Origin of the sequence: Pseudomonas defluvii, assembly GCF_001695625.1 — a bacterium.
Lineage (GTDB): Bacteria > Pseudomonadota > Gammaproteobacteria > Pseudomonadales > Pseudomonadaceae > Aquipseudomonas > Aquipseudomonas defluvii.
This window is the reverse complement of record NZ_MBPN01000022.1, coordinates 43581-59640: the sequence shown is the minus strand read 5'-3', so window position 1 is coordinate 59640 and position 16060 is coordinate 43581. Positions and strand designations below refer to the sequence as shown.

At 58.6% G+C, this 16060-nt stretch carries 14 protein-coding genes and 1 pseudogene; 4 read left to right on the top strand and 11 right to left on the bottom strand.

The window, feature by feature from the left end; translation table 11 throughout:
* The 5 genes from EKA13_RS27825 to gabP form a co-directional block, all read right to left on the bottom strand.
* The coding region (locus EKA13_RS27825; protein ID WP_176717411.1) for an NAD(P)(+) transhydrogenase (Re/Si-specific) subunit beta at positions 1–107 on the bottom strand (107 nt) is incomplete at its 3' end.
* Complete coding sequence (locus EKA13_RS08735) at positions 104–445, bottom strand: NAD(P) transhydrogenase subunit alpha part 2 (protein ID WP_065758997.1); 342 nt, start codon at positions 443–445, stop codon at positions 104–106. The genes EKA13_RS27825 and EKA13_RS08735, both read right to left, overlap by 4 nt.
* A gap of 11 nt (positions 446–456) precedes the next feature.
* Positions 457–1578, bottom strand: a complete 1122-nt coding sequence (locus tag EKA13_RS08730; protein ID WP_065758996.1) for a Re/Si-specific NAD(P)(+) transhydrogenase subunit alpha — start codon at positions 1576–1578, stop codon at positions 457–459.
* 65 nt (positions 1579–1643) lie between these two features.
* A complete protein-coding gene (gene gbdR, locus EKA13_RS08725; protein ID WP_065758995.1) occupies positions 1644–2759 on the bottom strand; it encodes a choline metabolism transcriptional regulator GbdR in 1116 nt (371 codons plus the stop codon).
* Between the two features lie 108 nt (positions 2760–2867).
* Positions 2868–4268: a GABA permease gene (gabP, locus tag EKA13_RS08720; protein WP_065759001.1), complete on the bottom strand. Its 1401-nt coding sequence runs from the start codon at positions 4266–4268 to the stop codon at positions 2868–2870.
* Between the two features lie 798 nt (positions 4269–5066).
* Between gabP and EKA13_RS08715 the strand changes: the two genes are divergently transcribed.
* The gene (locus EKA13_RS08715; RefSeq protein WP_065758994.1) at positions 5067–5618 is read left to right on the top strand and encodes a GNAT family N-acetyltransferase; all 552 of its coding nucleotides are present in this window, start codon (positions 5067–5069) and stop codon (positions 5616–5618) included.
* A 62-nt stretch (positions 5619–5680) separates the two neighbouring features.
* Here EKA13_RS08715 and EKA13_RS28795 read toward each other — a convergent pair whose 3' ends face one another.
* Together EKA13_RS28795 and EKA13_RS28790 are read right to left on the bottom strand one after the other, a co-directional pair.
* Positions 5681–6445, bottom strand: coding sequence for a methyl-accepting chemotaxis protein (locus EKA13_RS28795; RefSeq protein WP_425415167.1), 765 nt, complete (start codon positions 6443–6445; stop codon positions 5681–5683).
* Between the two features lie 90 nt (positions 6446–6535).
* Positions 6536–7498, bottom strand: a pseudogene (locus EKA13_RS28790) (HAMP domain-containing protein); the annotation flags it as partial.
* Between the two features lie 954 nt (positions 7499–8452).
* Here EKA13_RS28790 and EKA13_RS08705 point away from each other — a divergent pair.
* Positions 8453–9133 carry a cupin domain-containing protein gene (locus EKA13_RS08705; RefSeq protein ID WP_065758992.1) on the top strand — a complete coding sequence of 227 codons (681 nt, stop codon included), beginning with the start codon at positions 8453–8455 and terminating at the stop codon, positions 9131–9133.
* Positions 9134–9147: 14 nt separating this feature from the next.
* Here EKA13_RS08705 and EKA13_RS08700 read toward each other — a convergent pair whose 3' ends face one another.
* Together EKA13_RS08700 and EKA13_RS08695 are read right to left on the bottom strand one after the other, a co-directional pair.
* Positions 9148–10392, bottom strand: coding sequence for an SfnB family sulfur acquisition oxidoreductase (locus EKA13_RS08700; RefSeq protein WP_065758991.1), 1245 nt, complete (start codon positions 10390–10392; stop codon positions 9148–9150).
* 12 nt (positions 10393–10404) lie between these two features.
* Positions 10405–11010 carry an OmpW/AlkL family protein gene (locus tag EKA13_RS08695; RefSeq protein WP_065758990.1) on the bottom strand — a complete coding sequence of 202 codons (606 nt, stop codon included), beginning with the start codon at positions 11008–11010 and terminating at the stop codon, positions 10405–10407.
* 420 nt (positions 11011–11430) lie between these two features.
* Between EKA13_RS08695 and EKA13_RS08690 the strand changes: the two genes are divergently transcribed.
* The gene (locus EKA13_RS08690) at positions 11431–12411 is read left to right on the top strand and encodes a hypothetical protein (protein WP_065758999.1); all 981 of its coding nucleotides are present in this window, start codon (positions 11431–11433) and stop codon (positions 12409–12411) included.
* A gap of 51 nt (positions 12412–12462) precedes the next feature.
* On the opposite strand, the gene EKA13_RS08685 is transcribed toward EKA13_RS08690, so the two are convergent.
* Positions 12463–13485 carry a zinc-dependent alcohol dehydrogenase family protein gene (locus tag EKA13_RS08685; protein ID WP_065758989.1) on the bottom strand — a complete coding sequence of 341 codons (1023 nt, stop codon included), beginning with the start codon at positions 13483–13485 and terminating at the stop codon, positions 12463–12465.
* Between the two features lie 193 nt (positions 13486–13678).
* Between EKA13_RS08685 and EKA13_RS08680 the strand changes: the two genes are divergently transcribed.
* The gene (locus tag EKA13_RS08680; RefSeq protein ID WP_065758988.1) at positions 13679–14593 is read left to right on the top strand and encodes a LysR family transcriptional regulator; all 915 of its coding nucleotides are present in this window, start codon (positions 13679–13681) and stop codon (positions 14591–14593) included.
* Between the two features lie 24 nt (positions 14594–14617).
* Here EKA13_RS08680 and EKA13_RS08675 read toward each other — a convergent pair whose 3' ends face one another.
* A complete protein-coding gene (locus EKA13_RS08675; protein ID WP_125862921.1) occupies positions 14618–15883 on the bottom strand; it encodes an SGNH/GDSL hydrolase family protein in 1266 nt (421 codons plus the stop codon).
* Between the last annotated feature and the right edge of the window lie 177 nt (positions 15884–16060).

Below are 16060 nucleotides of genomic sequence, written 5' to 3'. Positions count from 1 at the left end.
AACAGATTACCGCGGCGCGACGTGGTCGGGTGCGACAGGCCTTTGAGGGCCTGGATGAAACATACCGAGGCGACAAGATAGAGAAGTGTTACCAGGTTCATGCTCATGCTTGTTGCACCTCGGCCTTGGCTGCCGGAGCCTTTGCTGGAGCCGCTTTCTTCTTGAACATTTCCAGCATGCGCCGGGTGACCAGGAAGCCACCAAACACGTTGACCGCCGCCAGCACCACGGCCAGGGTGCCCATGGTTTTGCCCAGCGGGGTCACGGTAAGTGCAGCGGCCAGCATGGCACCGACAATGACGATAGCCGAGATGGCATTGGTAACGGCCATCAGCGGGGTGTGCAGTGCAGGTGTCACGTTCCAGACCACGTGGTAGCCGACGTAGATGGCCAGCACGAAGATGATCAGGTTGTAGATACCGTGAGAGATCAGCATGTCTTCCATTGTTTTTATCCTCAGCCGTTCTTGCGCACGATCTGGCCATCGCGGCACATCAGGCACGCGGCGACAATATCGTCTTCAAGGTTGATGTCGAACTGGCCTTCCTTAGTGAGCACCAGTTTCAGGAAGTCCAGCAGGTTGCGGGCGTACAGCGCCGAAGCGTCCGCCGCGACCGCGCCGGCCAGGTTGGTCGGACCGACAATGGTCACGCCGTTTGCGACAACCACCTGATCGGCCACGGTCAGCGGGCAGTTGCCACCCTGGGCTGCCGCGAGGTCAATGACCACCGAGCCTGGCTTCATCTGCGCCACGGTATCCGCGCTCAACAGCGTCGGCGCCTTGCGGCCCGGAATCAGCGCGGTGGTAATGACGATATCTGCCTGCTTGGCGCGTTCGTGCACGGCCACGGCCTGGCGCTGCATCCAGCTGGCCGGCATGGGCCGCGCGTAGCCGCCGACACCGACGGCGCATTCACGCTCTTCGTCGGTCTCGTAGGGCACGTCGACGAACTTGGCGCCGAGGGATTCGATCTGCTCTTTTACCGCAGGACGCACATCGGACGCTTCGATCACTGCACCCAGGCGTTTGGCCGTCGCAATCGCCTGCAAACCGGCAACGCCGGCACCAAGAATCAGCACGCGTGCCGCTTTTACGGTGCCCGCAGCGGTCATCAGCATCGGCATGAAGCGCGGGTAGTAGTGCGCGGCCAGCAGCACGGCTTTATAGCCGGCAATGTTGGCTTGCGAGGACAGCACATCCAGGCTTTGAGCACGGGAGGTACGTGGTGCAGCCTCCAGCGCGAACGCGGTGATGCCGCACTCAGCCATCTTGGCGATGGTTTCATTGCTAAACGGGTTGAGCATGCCCACCACAGCGGTGCCTCGCTTGATCAGCGCCAGCTCGCTGTCGCTGGGCGCGACCACTTTAAGAATCAGCTCTGCACCAAACGCATCGCTGGCGCTGCCAATGGTTGCGCCTGCCGCTTCATAAGCACTGTCGACAACACTGGCATTAATGCCGGCGCCGCTTTGCACAGTGACCTTATGACCCTGGCCGATCAGTTTCTTGATGGTTTCCGGGGTTGCAGCAACCCGTGTTTCACCCGTCTGGGTTTCGAGAGGAACACCAATGTGCACGTCAAATCTCCTGCGTGATCTTATTGAGTAAACCCAGGTACTACGGGGGCGGCAGGGATGGCCGATCAGCACAATTCGCCAAAATTCGAACGATCAATCGTCCGAACACTGGCAAAACTCGATTCGTTTCGTGCTTGATCGAGCGCTGTCAGCGGTCTGGTCGATGACTGTCGCGTAGTCGCAAGCGTTGCCGGTATGCGACTCATTTCAGAGCCTGAACGTTCGTCGCTTGGTGGAACACCAAAGTACTCGCGATAGCATTTGGAGAAATGCGGTGTGGACACGAAACCGCATAGATATGCCAACGCTATGATCGACAATGACGTTTGCTTAAGCAGTTGTCGCGCTCGAATAAGGCGTAATCTCAAGTAGTAGCGTGACGGCGTACAGTTCAGATATTTCTGAAATAGCCGTTCTAGCTGTCGACGAGACAGATCAACGTATTCTGCGAGCTTATCCAAGTCGAGCGGCTCCTCAAGATAAGCTTCCATCAACGCGACGATCTCCTGCAGCTTGGGTTGATGAGTCCCTAGTACATGCCTAAGTGGAATGCGCTGATGGTCTTGTTCATTGCGGATGCGCTCGTAGACAAACATATCCGAAATGGCAGCTGACAGTTCACGGCCATGATCGCGGCCGATCAGGTGCAACATCATGTCCATTGGCGCTGTTCCGCCGGAGCTTGTGAATCGGTTCCGGTCGAGGGTAAAGAGGCTCGCGCTGATGCTGACTCGCGGAAAAGCTTCCTGCATGGCCGCCAAACATTCCCAATGCACACTACACTCGTACCCGTCGAGCAGCCCTGCTTCGGCGAGCAACCAGCTACCGGTGCACACCGCTCCCAATCGCTTGGATTTACGCGCCAAAGCTCGCAGCCAGGTGACGTGCTCGCGAGTAATTGCACTCTGGATTCCAATACCACCGCACACGATTACTGTGTCCGCCACCAACGGATTGTTCCACGAACCATCCGGCGTAATCGGCATGCCGTCACTGGCCCAGACGGGCTCTCCACCGGGGCTGAACGTATGCCAGCGATACAGCTCTCGCCCCGACAACTGATTGGCCATGCGCAGGGGCTCTACGGCGGACGCCAAGGACATCAATGTGAATTTATCCAGCAGCAGAAAACCAACTGATTGGGTAGTTGCACGGTCGGAAACGATAGAGTTCGATGACATCGGGGGTCATGTCCTCACAAAAAGCGATTACAGCCTGAGACGCGGGAGCTTGTGCTGCTCCTGGTCTTTGCGCCCGCAAGTATTAAATTCGACGCAAATGCCTTTGTGTTATCCCACCGATGTCGCTCTTGCAGCCTGCGCAGGCTCACGCGATGTCACAAGACCGATAAAGGAAATCGCCAGCGCCAGTCCAATAGTCGTGCTCACTTCGGTACGGTGTTCAGGGGTGGCCATCATCACAGCCAGTGCCGCGCAGATGAACACGATCACCAACCAGGTGAGCCACGGAAATAGCCACATGCGAAAGGTCAGCTCGATGTTCTGCCGACGCAACATCCGGCGCATGCGCAGTTGCGAAACCGCAATGGCCAGGTACACCACCAAGGCAATCGCGCCGGAACTGGCCAGCAGGAACTCAAACAGCCCGGCGGGCATGAAGTAGCTCCATACTGTGATCCCTGCGCCCAGCACGGTGCTAGCGATGACGGCTGCTCGCGGCACGCCTTCGGAGGAAGTCGCCTTCAGCGCCTTTGGTGCATCGCCACGGCGGCCCAGCGAATACAGCATGCGCGAGGCAATGTAGATCGAGGAGTTCATGCAACTGGCCACCGCGATCAGCACCACCACGTCCACCATGAACTTGGCGTGAGGAATGTTCATGATTTCCAGTGCCCGCTGGTAGGAGCCTACCTGGGCCAGCAGCGGATCGTTCCAAGGCACCACGGAGATGACCACGAAAATCGACAACAGGTAGAACACGCCGATGCGCCAGATCACCGAACGGGTGGCCTTGGCAATATTCTGCGACGGATTGTCGGATTCGGCGGCGGCGATGGTGACCGCTTCAGTACCAATGAAGCTGAACATGATGGTGATGAAAGCACCGACTACCGCCGACAGTCCGTTGGGGGCAAATCCGCCATGCTCGGCCATCAGGCCGCTTAATCCGCTGACTTCCCGATCGGGAACCCAGCCCATCAACACGGCAAAACCCACGCCGATGAAACCGATGATCGCCACCACCTTGGCCATGGCGAACCAGAATTCGAATTCGCCGTACTTGGAGACACTGAACAGATTGGTGATGACCAACGCAATGATCGACACCAGGGCGAACAGCCAGGCATCGATCTGGGGGAACCACTGGTTCAGAACATGGCCGGCAGCCAGTGCTTCGATAGGGATCACCAGCACCCAGAACCACCAGTACAGCCAACCGATGGTGAAGCCGGCCCAGCGACCTATTGCCTGGTCGGCATAGGTGGAAAACGAACCTGTGTCCGGGTTCGCCACCGCCATTTCACCGAGCATGCGCATGACCAGGACGACGAGCAGGCCAGAGAAAAGATAGGCCAGCAGGACCGCCGGGCCAGCAGCGGCAATGGCATGTCCTGAGCCAACGAATAAACCGGCGCCGATGATACCGGCGATTGAGAGCATTGTTACGTGACGAGGCTTGAAGCCCTGCGCCAATTGGCCATTCGAATCCTTGGAGCTCGGGCTAACCATTGGTTTATTTTCTCTGCTGATCAACATTTAAGCGAATTGATGAGGGCAATTGATCATCATTGTTGCCTGCTGCCGCTTCCTAAAAATGGCAACCTTCAATTGCTGCAGTTCTTATCAAATCCATCATCGCGATGTGGTTATTTCTATGAAAAGACGCGCCACCTTACCCGGCTAGTCCGACGATTCAGTTGCCTGATCACGCCACCTCCGTGCCTGATATCGACACGTGCCAATTTAACGCTCACAGTGAAAACCAATCAGTCACGAAATGGCGAGGTGGAATCATTTTGTTTTTTGAGGACTCTACTAAAGCAGCAACAGATGGGGATTGCTTGGAAGGTTTAAGCGGCCGAGAAGGTTTCGGGGCGAGGGCCGCGAGATCTCTCTGGGAAGAGTGGATTGGACAATTACTGCCTGCCGCGACCGACTGAAAACGGCCGATTCTGTTGAAAACAGTCGGCCATCGTTTCCACGGCAAAAAAAGTACGCGCTTGACATTGAAATCTTTACTTTCAGCAGAGGATTCCAGGCTCGGATTTCGCGTAGCTGCGCGCAAAAAAGGCATTTTCAGCTGTAAGTACGAGGGCAGTCTGGAAGGACCGACTTTTTCAACACAATCGGCCGACTTTCGCCTTTCGCCACCGTATGCTTTGGCTCGAGTCCAGCCAGTCATGGAGATCACGTGCACTGGTCAAGTCGAATGCAAATGGGTGGTCAAGTCCATGCAATTACTCAGCATGCAAGGACGACGCGCACCCGCGCGCAGATCAACTTAAGGGCAGGCACAAGGAGAGATGAGTGCATGTATTTGAAACGCCGAGGTTGATGGGGCGACATCTATCACAGCACGATCTACCCGCGCTGGCAGCAATGCTGAGCGACCCTGAGGTGATGAGGTATTCGGTGCGCGGGGTATGTAACGAGCAGGCTACCCGGCGTTTTATTGAATGGTGCCAGGCCTGCTACGCCTCGCTCGGCATAGGTCCGTGGGCCTTGGTCGAAAAAGCCGCGAATGACCTCGTCGGATTTTGTGGCGTTGGGCCGGAAGTGATTGATGGCGCAGAAGAGGCCAATCTAGGGTATCGCCTGGCCAGAAGGTACTGGAACCAAGGGCTTGCCTGCGAAGCGAGCAACGCTGTTGTTGATGACGTTTTTGCTCGAAAACAAATAGCGTCTGTCGTTGTAGTCATCGAACCGGAGCACGTCGCCTCGTTGAGGGTGGCTGAAAAAACCGGCTTTACGACATTCGAGTTACGCGAGTTTCATGGCCGACCAGTGCGCATGTACCGCTTGAGTCGTGAGGACTGGATGAGTTTGCGGCACGGCGCACGCCTGCACCAGGACGGATAAGGGCAAGCCCCTACCCGTCCAACACTGCGCCTTGGCTCACATGGCGCAGCGGCTGGCCGAAATCAGATGCGGAAGGTTCCGACCAGATGCTTGAGGCGGTTGGCTTCACGCTCCAGATCGTTGCAGGCGCGCAAGGTCGCTTGCAGGTTCTCGACACCGTCCTGGTTGAGGGTATTGATCTCGTTGATGTCCAGGTTGAGCGCCTCGATCACCGATGTCTGCTCTTCTGTCGCCGTGGCCACGGACTGGTTCATATTGTCGATTTCACCAATACGCTCGGTGACAACCCCAAGGCTGGAGCCGGCCTGATTGGCGATCAAGACGCTACTTTCGCTGTCGCGTTGGCTTTCTACCATCGTTTCTACCGACTGCTTGGAACCAACCTGCAACTCCTCGATCATCTGCTGGATTTCCTGCGCCGAGCTTCGTGTGCGGTGGGCAAGGTTGCGCACTTCATCGGCGACCACAGCGAAGCCGCGCCCGGCTTCACCGGCACGCGCTGCCTCAATGGCGGCGTTGAGTGCCAGCAGGTTGGTCTGGTCGGAAATACTCTGGATGACCTCAAGAATCTGACCAATGTCGACCGTCTTGCCGTTCAGCGCCTCGATGTTGCCACACGAGTCACTGATCCTGGCGGACAGCTGGTTCATCGTCTTGATGGTGGCGTCCACAATGCTCTGGCCTTCTTCCGCCCGCGCCCGCGCATCGCTGGCCTGGTGTGCAGCCTCTGCGGCATTGCGTGCGATTTCTTGGGCGGCGGCACCCAGTTCATTGATGGCCGCAGCCACGCTATTGGTACGGCTGGCTTGTTCGTCGGAGTTGAGCATCGACGAATTGGAAGCCGTGACCACTTGGGTCGCCACATCGCTCAGATGGAAAGCCGACGACGACACTTCGCGGATAGAGGCATGAATGCGCTCGACAAACTGGTTAAAGGCCGTGGCCAGCTCACCAAATTCGTCCTGAGTATGTACCGTCAGGCGCTTGGTCAGGTCCCCTTCGCCCTTGGCAATGTCACGCATGGCAACACCCATGGCGTTCAGCGGGCGCATAAGCACATGGATCAGGACGCCGAGCAACAGCATGATCACAGCGACCGCGACCAGCGTGGTGATGATCGCTGACGTGCGGTATTCGCTGAGCAGCGAGTAAGCCTTGGCTTTATCAACAGACAGTACGATGTACCAGTCAGCGGAAGGCAGGTCGTCGATATGGGAGAAACTGAGAATACGCGTACCGTTCTGGTTGCTCGCCTCGCTGAAGTTGTCGCCGATACGTGGCGTATTGTGAGGGTACACATCCTTCAGGTTCTTCATGACCAGGCTCTTGTCTGGGTGAACCAGAATCCGGCCATCACTGCTCATGAGGAATGCGTAACCCAAACCATTGAAATTCAGCGAATTGATGGTGTCATTCAGCACGTTAAGGTTCAGATCGCTGCTCAGCACACCCGCGCTGCCTGCAGGCGTGGCGATGGCTACGGCAAGCCCGCCGGTGACCGCATCAACATAGGGCTCGGTCAGGATGGTGCCTCCAGCCGCCTTGGCGGCCAGGTACCAAGGTCGCGTGCGGGGGTCATAGCCATCCGGCATCTTGCTGTCCGGGCGCATGGTAAAACGGCCGTCAGTGCTCCCCAGGTAGGTGAACACAAAGTTTGACAGCAGCGTTTTTTGTTCCAGCAGGCTAACGACCTCCTCGGGTGCCGGGTTACGCGCAATCGACTGAGCAGTGTTTTCCACCAGCAAAATACGCCCTGCCAGCCAGCTCTGGATGCCCTTGGCGGTGGCGCCGCCAATATCGTTGAGGTAGTTCTCCAGGCTCTTGCTGACCGCATCGCGCTGTAACGAGTAACTATAGAGGCTGGATAAGGAGAAAATCATCACCACTACCACAGCGGCGGCGAGCAAAATTTTCTGGCTGAATTTAAGCTGATTGAACATGCACATAATCCTTGGCGGCCACGACGTGTAAAACGCTCTGGCAAAAACTTTATATCCGATGATTTTCAGGCGACTGGTACTACATCGCAGCGTTCATGACGTTAAATCGCCAGGCACACGGCGAACCCTGAATAAGTTGAGCGGTTATGAATGCGGTATGTGAAAGTTACAAACCCGAGGGTCCTTTTTACGATGCCATCCGTGAATACGCTTCTAAATAATCTGCTCCTGGGCCGATACGCACACCCTCACAGCTCAAACCTGCACATCGCCAGCGCAGAATAATATCACTTTAACATCGCCCCGTGAGCATTTTGACGTCATTTTGCCGACGCCATGTTTAAGCCTTGTGACAGGCCATGGAAAACCTCTGACAACACCGAGCACAAACCGATAGCCCACTATCCATTCGTCGTATACCACACGATTTTTCGCTCACAGAGGGTTAACATTAACCACACTAATTCAATGGATTACCGGGTTTTTTAATGTTGTCACGGAAACACTCTGCGCAAGCACTGCCTGTAGACGCACACTTTCTAGCCTTGCTGAATGCCACTGACTGCGCCAAAGCTACTTGGCAAAACACCCTGGAACAACTAAGTACTGTATCCGACGAGGTTTGGCTTTCTAGAATGCAAGAGCTTGATGAACTAGAACGCCAATACCGGACGTGCCAGGACACGCTGTTTCAGCACATCAAGAACACCCTCGAAACTGTCGAAGAATAACCACCCTCAGACGTGGAAAAGCCCTTGCCAGAACGCAAGGGTTTTTTATTTAAAGAGCCTGCTTCCCAGCGGCAAGTACTAACGCCTTGCGCGGCCGCGGCGTTGGCACAACACTAACGGGTGACAGGTAACCCGAACCGCCGCCAAAACGAGAACCCCCTGCATGGAAATCAACGCCGACTTCGACCAGCGTATCGTGCTGCACGCAGCACACATGCCTTGGGTAGACTCCCCTATGCAGGGCGTGCAGCGACGAATGCTCGACCGCATCGGTAACGAAGTTGCACGCGCCACCTCCATCGTGCGCTATGCGCCTGACAGTCAATTCAGCCCTCACACCCACGACGGCGGCGAGGAGTTCATCGTACTGGAGGGTGTGTTCCAGGATGAACATGGCGACTACCCTGCCGGCACTTATGTGCGCAATCCTCCAACCTCGCGGCACACACCTCGCTCCAGCAATGGTTGCATCATCTTCGTCAAACTCTGGCAGTTCGATCCGGCAGACCGTCATCACTGCGTGATCGACATGAACCACGCAACGCTGATACCGGATACCCAACGCCCGGGTGTAGGCGTTATCCCATTGTTCCAGGACGGCCACGAAACGGTACGTCTGGAGGTATTGGTGCCAGGCACGCACATCGAGATGGCATGCCCGGATGGCGCCGAATTGCTGGTGCTGGCCGGTGAGGTGGAGGTTGATGGCGACCTGCTCTCAACCCTGTCGTGGATGCGCCTGCCCAAAGGCGACCATTTGGTCGCCACAGCGGGCACTGATGGCGCAAGCGTTTGGATAAAAACAGGACACTTAGGTCGCATTACAACACCACACAGTGCCTAGCCAGCACACGCCGATCAGCTCCAGGGGTGGCGAGGTGGCTTGACGCCATTGAGCGCATAGTTGCCAACGATGTGGTACTTCCAGCGCACCGGGTCGTGTAGCGTATGCACGCGGGCGTTGCGCCAATGACGGTCAAGCCCGTATTCCTCAAGGGTCGACCGGGTACCCGCCAATTCAAACAGGCGGTTGCTGGCCAGGATTGCCACTTCGGTGGTCAGCACCTTGGCTTCGGCGGTGAGCAGCGAGGCCTGCGCCACGTTGTCTTCTGTCGGCTCGCGCAGTGCATGGTCAATCGCATCAGCCGCCAGGTCCAATACCGCATCAGCGGCACGCAAGCGAATCTGCAAATCGCCCACCTGCTGAATGATGTACGGATCATCCGTGGCTTTCTCCAACCCCGAGTCGATCCATGGACGGGTATGCCGACGCACATAGTCCAGGGTATCGTTGAACGCGCCACGGGCGAGGCCCGCATCGATGGCAGCCTGGATGAACTGAGAAATGGCACCGCCTGCGGTCGGACGGTCGAACGCCTTCCAGATCGGCACCACCTGCGCGGCAGGTACCCTTACCTGATCGATCAGCACCGTACCGCTGGCGGTGGTGCGCTGACCGAAACTGGACCAGTCGTTCACCACCTTCAGCCCCGGTGCATTGCGTGGCACCACGGCCAGGTGTGGCAAGCCTTCCTCGGTAACCGCGACAATCGGCACCCAGTGCGCCAACAGCGCCCCCGTGGAAAAGAACTTCTGGCCGCTCACCACAAAATCGTCGCCTTCAGCGCTGATACGGGTCTGGAAGTCTGCTACGTGCTTGCTGCCACGCTCGGAGAAGGCATTGCCAAAGCGTGCGCCTGACAGTGCCAGGTCGAAGAAAAAGCGCTTCTGCTGCTCACTGGCGTCAAAGGCGATGTGGGCCAGGATAACGAAGTGGTTCTGCGCCAGTTGGCCCAGTGAGCCGTCCGCCGACGAGATCTGCTTGAAGACTTCACCGACCGTTCGGTAACCGGCGCCCAGCCCACCGTACGCCTTGGGTACCACGATGCTCCATAGCCCGCTCTGGGAGTATGCGTCGAGTTCGGCAACCGGCAGACGCCGCTCGCGATCACGCGCAACGGCCTCACGGGCAAACTCGCTGGCCAGGCGCCGGGCCGTTTCAATGGCCTGCGCTTCACTGGTCAGGCGCTGTGCCGGCGTGCTTGATTGGGTTTGGATAAAGGCGTCGGCCTGCTCGGCCAATGGGATGTTCAATTCAGTCATGGCGAGTTTCCTTCAAAAACGATAGGCAAGGTTGAGGCTGTACACCGTCGGGTCGACATCGACGCTGCCGACCTTCTGGCCGTCGATCTTCACGGTGCTGTCGATTTTCGCGTAGCGCACATCGCCGCCGAGGCTCCAGTGGTCATCAATGGCAATATCGAGCCCCGCCTGGAAGGCGGCTCCCCAAGAGTCGGAAAGCTCCAGCTTGGCGCCGTTATCCAGATGCTCGTCGTAGAAATAGGTGTAATTCAGGCCGACACCGACAAAGGGCCGCACACGGGCGTCGGGGGCGAAGTGCCACTGCAGCGAGACAATCGGCGGCAATTGCTTGGTGCTGCCAACCTTGCTGCCGTTCAGTTTGATGTCGTGTTTGAACGGCAGACCGCCCAGTACGTCGATGGCAAGGTTTGGTGTCAGGAAGTACGCCAGGTTGAAGGTCGGGCCGGCATCACTGTCGATATCGACCGTGCCAGGCTGAATGCTGCCAGATTCGGAGGTTGGGACGATATTGCTGACGCCCAGGCGCACTTGCCAAGGGCTGTCTGCCGCCAGAGCGAGGCCATTCGCCGCCAGCAGCAGCCCACCCAGGGCGGCATGGCGAAGCCAGTGTATTGACATGCGGTTCTTCCTTGTCGATTTCGATTGGACCTGGGTGCGGGCTAAACACCGCACCGGCTAAGGCACTGTTTCGGTATGTCCGGCGGACAGGCTGCAGGACTATCAGCAGCTTTTGTGCCAATCGTATCCAATTGTTTTTATTGAATATTTTTCCAGGAAGAACACCGCTGCTGTTGTTCGCGCAACAGCCTTTATGCAACTCTGTTAGCCACTGGACAGCGGCTTGCACACAATAGAAAGCGTTGTACCGCACGGGCGCTGAACGACCGGTTCGCCACCTATACTTAACAGGTAGCGTACTGGCGGGGGGGGGGGGGCAGGCACAGCAGAACCCACCCATTGTCGAACCTCATCTGGGGGACTGCGGTCTTGAATCGACGTTCCCTGACCGTGGCCCTGATCATTGCGCTCCTGGCGGGTATGCCTGGCTGCGCCTCAAAAGCGCCGGCACCCGAAACGCAAGCGCCTGTGGTGATACCTGAATCCACCTGGCAGCAGGTGGACTGGGAAATCGTCAGTGCTTCGCAGGCAGTCACAGAGTCGGTCAAAGACTACGCACGCCGCTCGATGAAAGCCTGGCGGGACCGCGTCTACCAGCAGACCGAAGCCGACTTCATTCCCTGGTTCACCAGCTACTGGACCCAGCAATGGCTGACCATCAAGGTTGCCTGGTACAAAATGAACGCCGGCAATGACACTGAACCCGGCGAAAAGCGCCTGGCTGCATACCTTCAAGAGCAATACCACGAACGGGTGTTGGAGCCGGTCGCCAAGGAGATTGATCCCGATGCGGTCATGCAACAAGCCATCGCGCTGTACGCCCAACTGCTCGGTCCGCAACTTCAGGGTATCGTGCAGCGCTATCGTTTACCGCCCGACCAATTCAACCTGCGGCTCAGCCGTATCCCTGCGATCAGCCTGGGGCCACCCCCTACCCTCAACGCATCGCTTTACCAGTTGGTCTACACCAACCCAGTCAGCAAACTGCCGGCGTATGCGGCACTGGTAACGCAGGTGCGCACGGCTGCGGGTGCAACTGGAGCAGACCAGGCAGATGCGGTGTTGTCTTCGGTTGCGCAACGCACCAGCGAAAAACTGGAGTCCACCCTGCCCGTGCGTGGTGCGGCGAGCGCAACGGCGGCCGCCGTGGGCCGGGTTGCCGGAATGATGATTTCACTGGTAGTCACGGGCGTTGGCGCACTGATGCATGACAGCGAGCGACCAGAGATGGTCGAGCAGCTCAGGGTCATATTGAACGTCGCCCTGGACGAAGAATGGGCAACACTGCTGGAAAACCGCGCCACGGGTGTAATGGCCGGGGTGTATTACCTGGCAGAGCAGATCGAAAGCAGTGTTCGCGCTATCGATGCCCCGCCAGGACCTTACGAACCGCAACCGTAAGGCCTAGCCTGTCATTAAATCAAACGACTGCGGCCCAACAGGCCCAAGCCGTCAGTGCGGAGCAAGCTCCAGCACAATCCGCCCGCCACTCGGGCACTCATCCATATGCCGATGCGCGGCGACAAACGCCTCGAACGGATAGACCTTGCTGATCTGGGGTGTCAGCAAGTGGTCGGCGGTGAACTGGTTGATGTCACGTAGTGCACGCTGCAATGCCACATGGTCCTGCACAATGCCCAGTTCCGGCTTGCCGGTGAAGTTGCCAATGCAGTGAACGAAAAACTGAATGTTCTTCTGGAAGGCCGCACACGCCGGGAACGGCGTCTGGTTACCGCCCTGCAAGCCGTACAGCACCAGGCTGCCACGCGGTGCGAGGACATCGCCCAGCAACGACATCTGCGGCCCGCCGAGCCCATCGAGCACCATGTCAACGCCACGGTTTTCGGTGTACTTGTTGATCTGCATGAGCAGGTCCTGTTCTTCAGTGACGATCACCTTCTCGGCACCCAAACCGAGCAGGTAGTCACGCTCACTCGCCTGCTTGGTGGCAGCGATGACCCGAATGCCCAGCGCCTTGCCCAGTTGCACGAAGGCAGGCCCGGCACAGTGGCTGGCATCGGTCACCAGTGCCGTCTGCCCGGCCTTGGCCCTGGCCAGGTCGACATAGGCGAAATAGGCAATCAGCAAGGGCGTGTAATGAACACTGGCCTCGACAGGGCTGAGGACATCGGGGTAGCGCGTCAAGGCGTCTCGCGGCAACACAATGACTTCACCGTACACCGGGTGCGTATTGGCGCTGCTGGCCGGAAAGCTGGCGACCTTATCACCAACGGCGAGGTCATCGACACCCTCACCCACGGCCATGACCACGCCAGCCATCTCATGCCCGATGCCGGCAGGCAGGCGAACCGGAGACGAGGCGAGGTTCTGCCGCCAGAGCACGTCGTACCAACTGACGCCGATCGCCTGGACGCGAATCTGCACCTCGCCGGCAGCCGGGGTCGGCGCTGCCTGCTCTTCGCATTTGAGCACCTCGGCCGGACCGAACTTGTGGAAACGGATCATGCGGGACATCGCAAACCTCGCCAAGTGAATCGCTAATACCCTGAACTCTATCGGGGCTTTCCTGGTTAGGCCATCCGTGGCTATTAATAGTCGACATGCCTGTCATTGATTGAAGGTACTGGCATACGTTCAATTTATTCGGTGCAGGGTAGCAGCCTTTCCCCTTAAGATTCACCCCTGCCCCATCCAGTGAAGCAAAGCGATGAACCGTAACGACCTGCGCCGCGTCGACCTGAACCTGCTGATCGTCTTCGAAACCCTGATGCATGAACGCAGCGTGACCCGTGCAGCGGAGAAACTGTTCCTCGGCCAGCCGGCCATCAGTGCCGCACTGTCGCGCCTGCGCACGCTGTTCGACGATCCGCTGTTCGTCCGCACCGGCCGCAGCATGGAGCCATCGGCGCGTGCGGTAGAGATCTTCGCCCTGCTCTCCCCCGCGCTGGACTCCATCTCCACTGCCGTCAGCCGTGCGGCCCACTTTGACCCAGCCACCAGCACGGCGGTCTTTCGCATCGGCCTCTCCGACGACGCCGAGTTTGCCCTGCTGCCGCAACTGCTCAAACGCATTCGCGCCGAAGCCCCGGGTATCGTGCTGGTCGTGCGGCGGGTGAACTACATTCTGATGCCGGCCTTGCTCGCCTCGGGCGAGATCTCGGTGGGTGTGAGTTACACCAGTGACCTGCCGGCAAATGCCAAGCGCAAGGTACTGCGGCGCAGCAAACCCAAGCTGCTGCGGGCCGACAGCATGCCGGGCAGCCTCAGCCTGGACGACTTCTGCTGCCGCCCCCATGCGCTGGTGTCGTTCGCCGGTGACCTGAGTGGCTTTATCGACGAAGAACTCGCCAAACTCGACCGCAAGCGCCATGTCGTACTGGCCGTGCCACAGTTCAATGGCCTGGGTAGCCTGCTGACCGGCACCGACATCCTGGCCATCGTGCCCGACTACACCGCCGAAGTGCTGACCGCTGCAGGCGGCTTGCGCGCCGAAGAACTGCCGATCGACGTCCGCAGCTTTGAACTGCACATGGCCTGGCGCGGCGCTCAGGACAACGACCCGGGTGAACGCTGGCTGCGTTCGCGGATTCAGATGTTTTTTGGGGATCCGGATAGCCTTTGACGCTTGCGACAAACCTGTGGGGCCTTATTCATAGGTCGGCCGTGCATCCGCCCGTTCAAATTCACCATGCTGGCTCGTCTGCCGCGCCATGAGACCAGCCAGTATCGGCTGCTCCAGCAACCACTGCACGATCGCCTGGCTGCCTTCAGGCCCGGGATGCAAATGGTCGCCCGAATCATGCAAGGCCGACAACCGTTGCGGTTCCTGCGGATCACGCAGCAGTGCGTCGATATCCAACACGGCGTCGAAGCAACCGGCCTCGCGGATCCAGCGATTCAGACGCTGGCGCAGGCACTCCTTCGCCGGTTGATAAAACGCCATGAAGGGCGTGCCGGCGAATGCCCCTTCGAACGGGGTGAGCGTCATGCCCAATACCTGGACGCCCCGCTCATGGGCAGCCTCGACCAACGAGGCATAACCGGCGGTCAGAGCTTCGTAGCTCGGCAGCGGCGCCCCAGGATCGACCACCGAGTCGGCCCAGCCGAGGTCGTTCAAGCCTACCTGGAGGATCGCCAGCGCAATGCCGGGCTGCTGCAACACATCCCGCTCGAACCGATTTAGCACGCTGATGCCGATCTTGTCACACAGCAGGCGGCCACCCGATTGCCCGGCATTGACCAAGGCAATTCCCCATGGCGCCAAGTGGCGGGCCAACAGGTCCGCCCAGCAGCCATGGGTGTTCTTTTCCAGGCCATGGCCATTGACCAGCGAATCACCGATTGCCACCAGGACCGCGCCTTCGGCCTGGACCTCGATGGCATGAACCAATACCCGCACATTCAACGGCTGGGCGTCGGGCAATGCACTGTCGTTGCCCATGCGATCGCCAGGCTCAAGGCTGCCCGTCTGGCGCGCATCCCAGTGAAACGTTCCGATCTCGAAAGCCTCGGGCAAATGCAGGGCCACCTCCAGGTCGGCAAGGTCCGGAATGTCCATCATGAGGGGATCGCTACGCAGACGCTGGCCGGGGGCCAGGGTCGCCTGGGGCCGACCGGCGAAGGTGACATCGCTCCAGACGCGGGCCTGACCTTGCTCACGCAAAGCCAGCCGGCAACATCCAAGGCGCAGTGGCGCGTAGCCATACTCGTTGGAGAACAGCAGGCGCACCGCCTTGCCCCCTTTGCTGATACGCATGGGTTGGCGCACAGTACAGGGACCGATCAGTGCGGGAAGCTGGGTGGGAAATGGCAATTCGGCCCCCCAGACAGGTTGAGCCGGAGCGGTCCAGGTGGACAGCCAGGAGGTAGCGCCCACGCTATCGCGTGGATCAGGAACAGAAGAAGCAGACACGCGGAATAATCCCTTTCGCAGAAGCTGGCACCCTGGCCAACGGTGCCTTATGCAACCGTGGCCAGAGGCTACTGCAGGTGCAATCAAAACGCTACTGATGGCTGCCTAACGCGTCCATCAGGAACTGACATGCATAGGGGCGCCCATCCTGTTGTGGTCTCTCATTCGCGGCGCCCC

Bases quoted from the DNA above. Each gene is read 5' to 3' on its own strand.
- EKA13_RS08735 (WP_065758997.1), bottom strand. From the start codon at position 445: ATGGAAGACATGCTGATCTCTCACGGTATCTACAACCTGATCATCTTC.
- gbdR (WP_065758995.1), bottom strand. From the start codon at position 2,759: ATGTCATCGAACTCTATCGTTTCCGACCGTGCAACTACCCAATCAGTT.
- gabP (WP_065759001.1), bottom strand. From the start codon at position 4,268: ATGGTTAGCCCGAGCTCCAAGGATTCGAATGGCCAATTGGCGCAGGGC.
- EKA13_RS28795 (WP_425415167.1), bottom strand. From the start codon at position 6,445: ATGCTCAACTCCGACGAACAAGCCAGCCGTACCAATAGCGTGGCTGCG.
- EKA13_RS08705 (WP_065758992.1), top strand. From the start codon at position 8,453: ATGGAAATCAACGCCGACTTCGACCAGCGTATCGTGCTGCACGCAGCA.
- EKA13_RS08700 (WP_065758991.1), bottom strand. From the start codon at position 10,392: ATGACTGAATTGAACATCCCATTGGCCGAGCAGGCCGACGCCTTTATC.
- EKA13_RS08695 (WP_065758990.1), bottom strand. From the start codon at position 11,010: ATGTCAATACACTGGCTTCGCCATGCCGCCCTGGGTGGGCTGCTGCTG.
- EKA13_RS08690 (WP_065758999.1), top strand. From the start codon at position 11,431: ATGCCTGGCTGCGCCTCAAAAGCGCCGGCACCCGAAACGCAAGCGCCT.
- EKA13_RS08685 (WP_065758989.1), bottom strand. From the start codon at position 13,485: ATGTCCCGCATGATCCGTTTCCACAAGTTCGGTCCGGCCGAGGTGCTC.
- EKA13_RS08680 (WP_065758988.1), top strand. From the start codon at position 13,679: ATGAACCGTAACGACCTGCGCCGCGTCGACCTGAACCTGCTGATCGTC.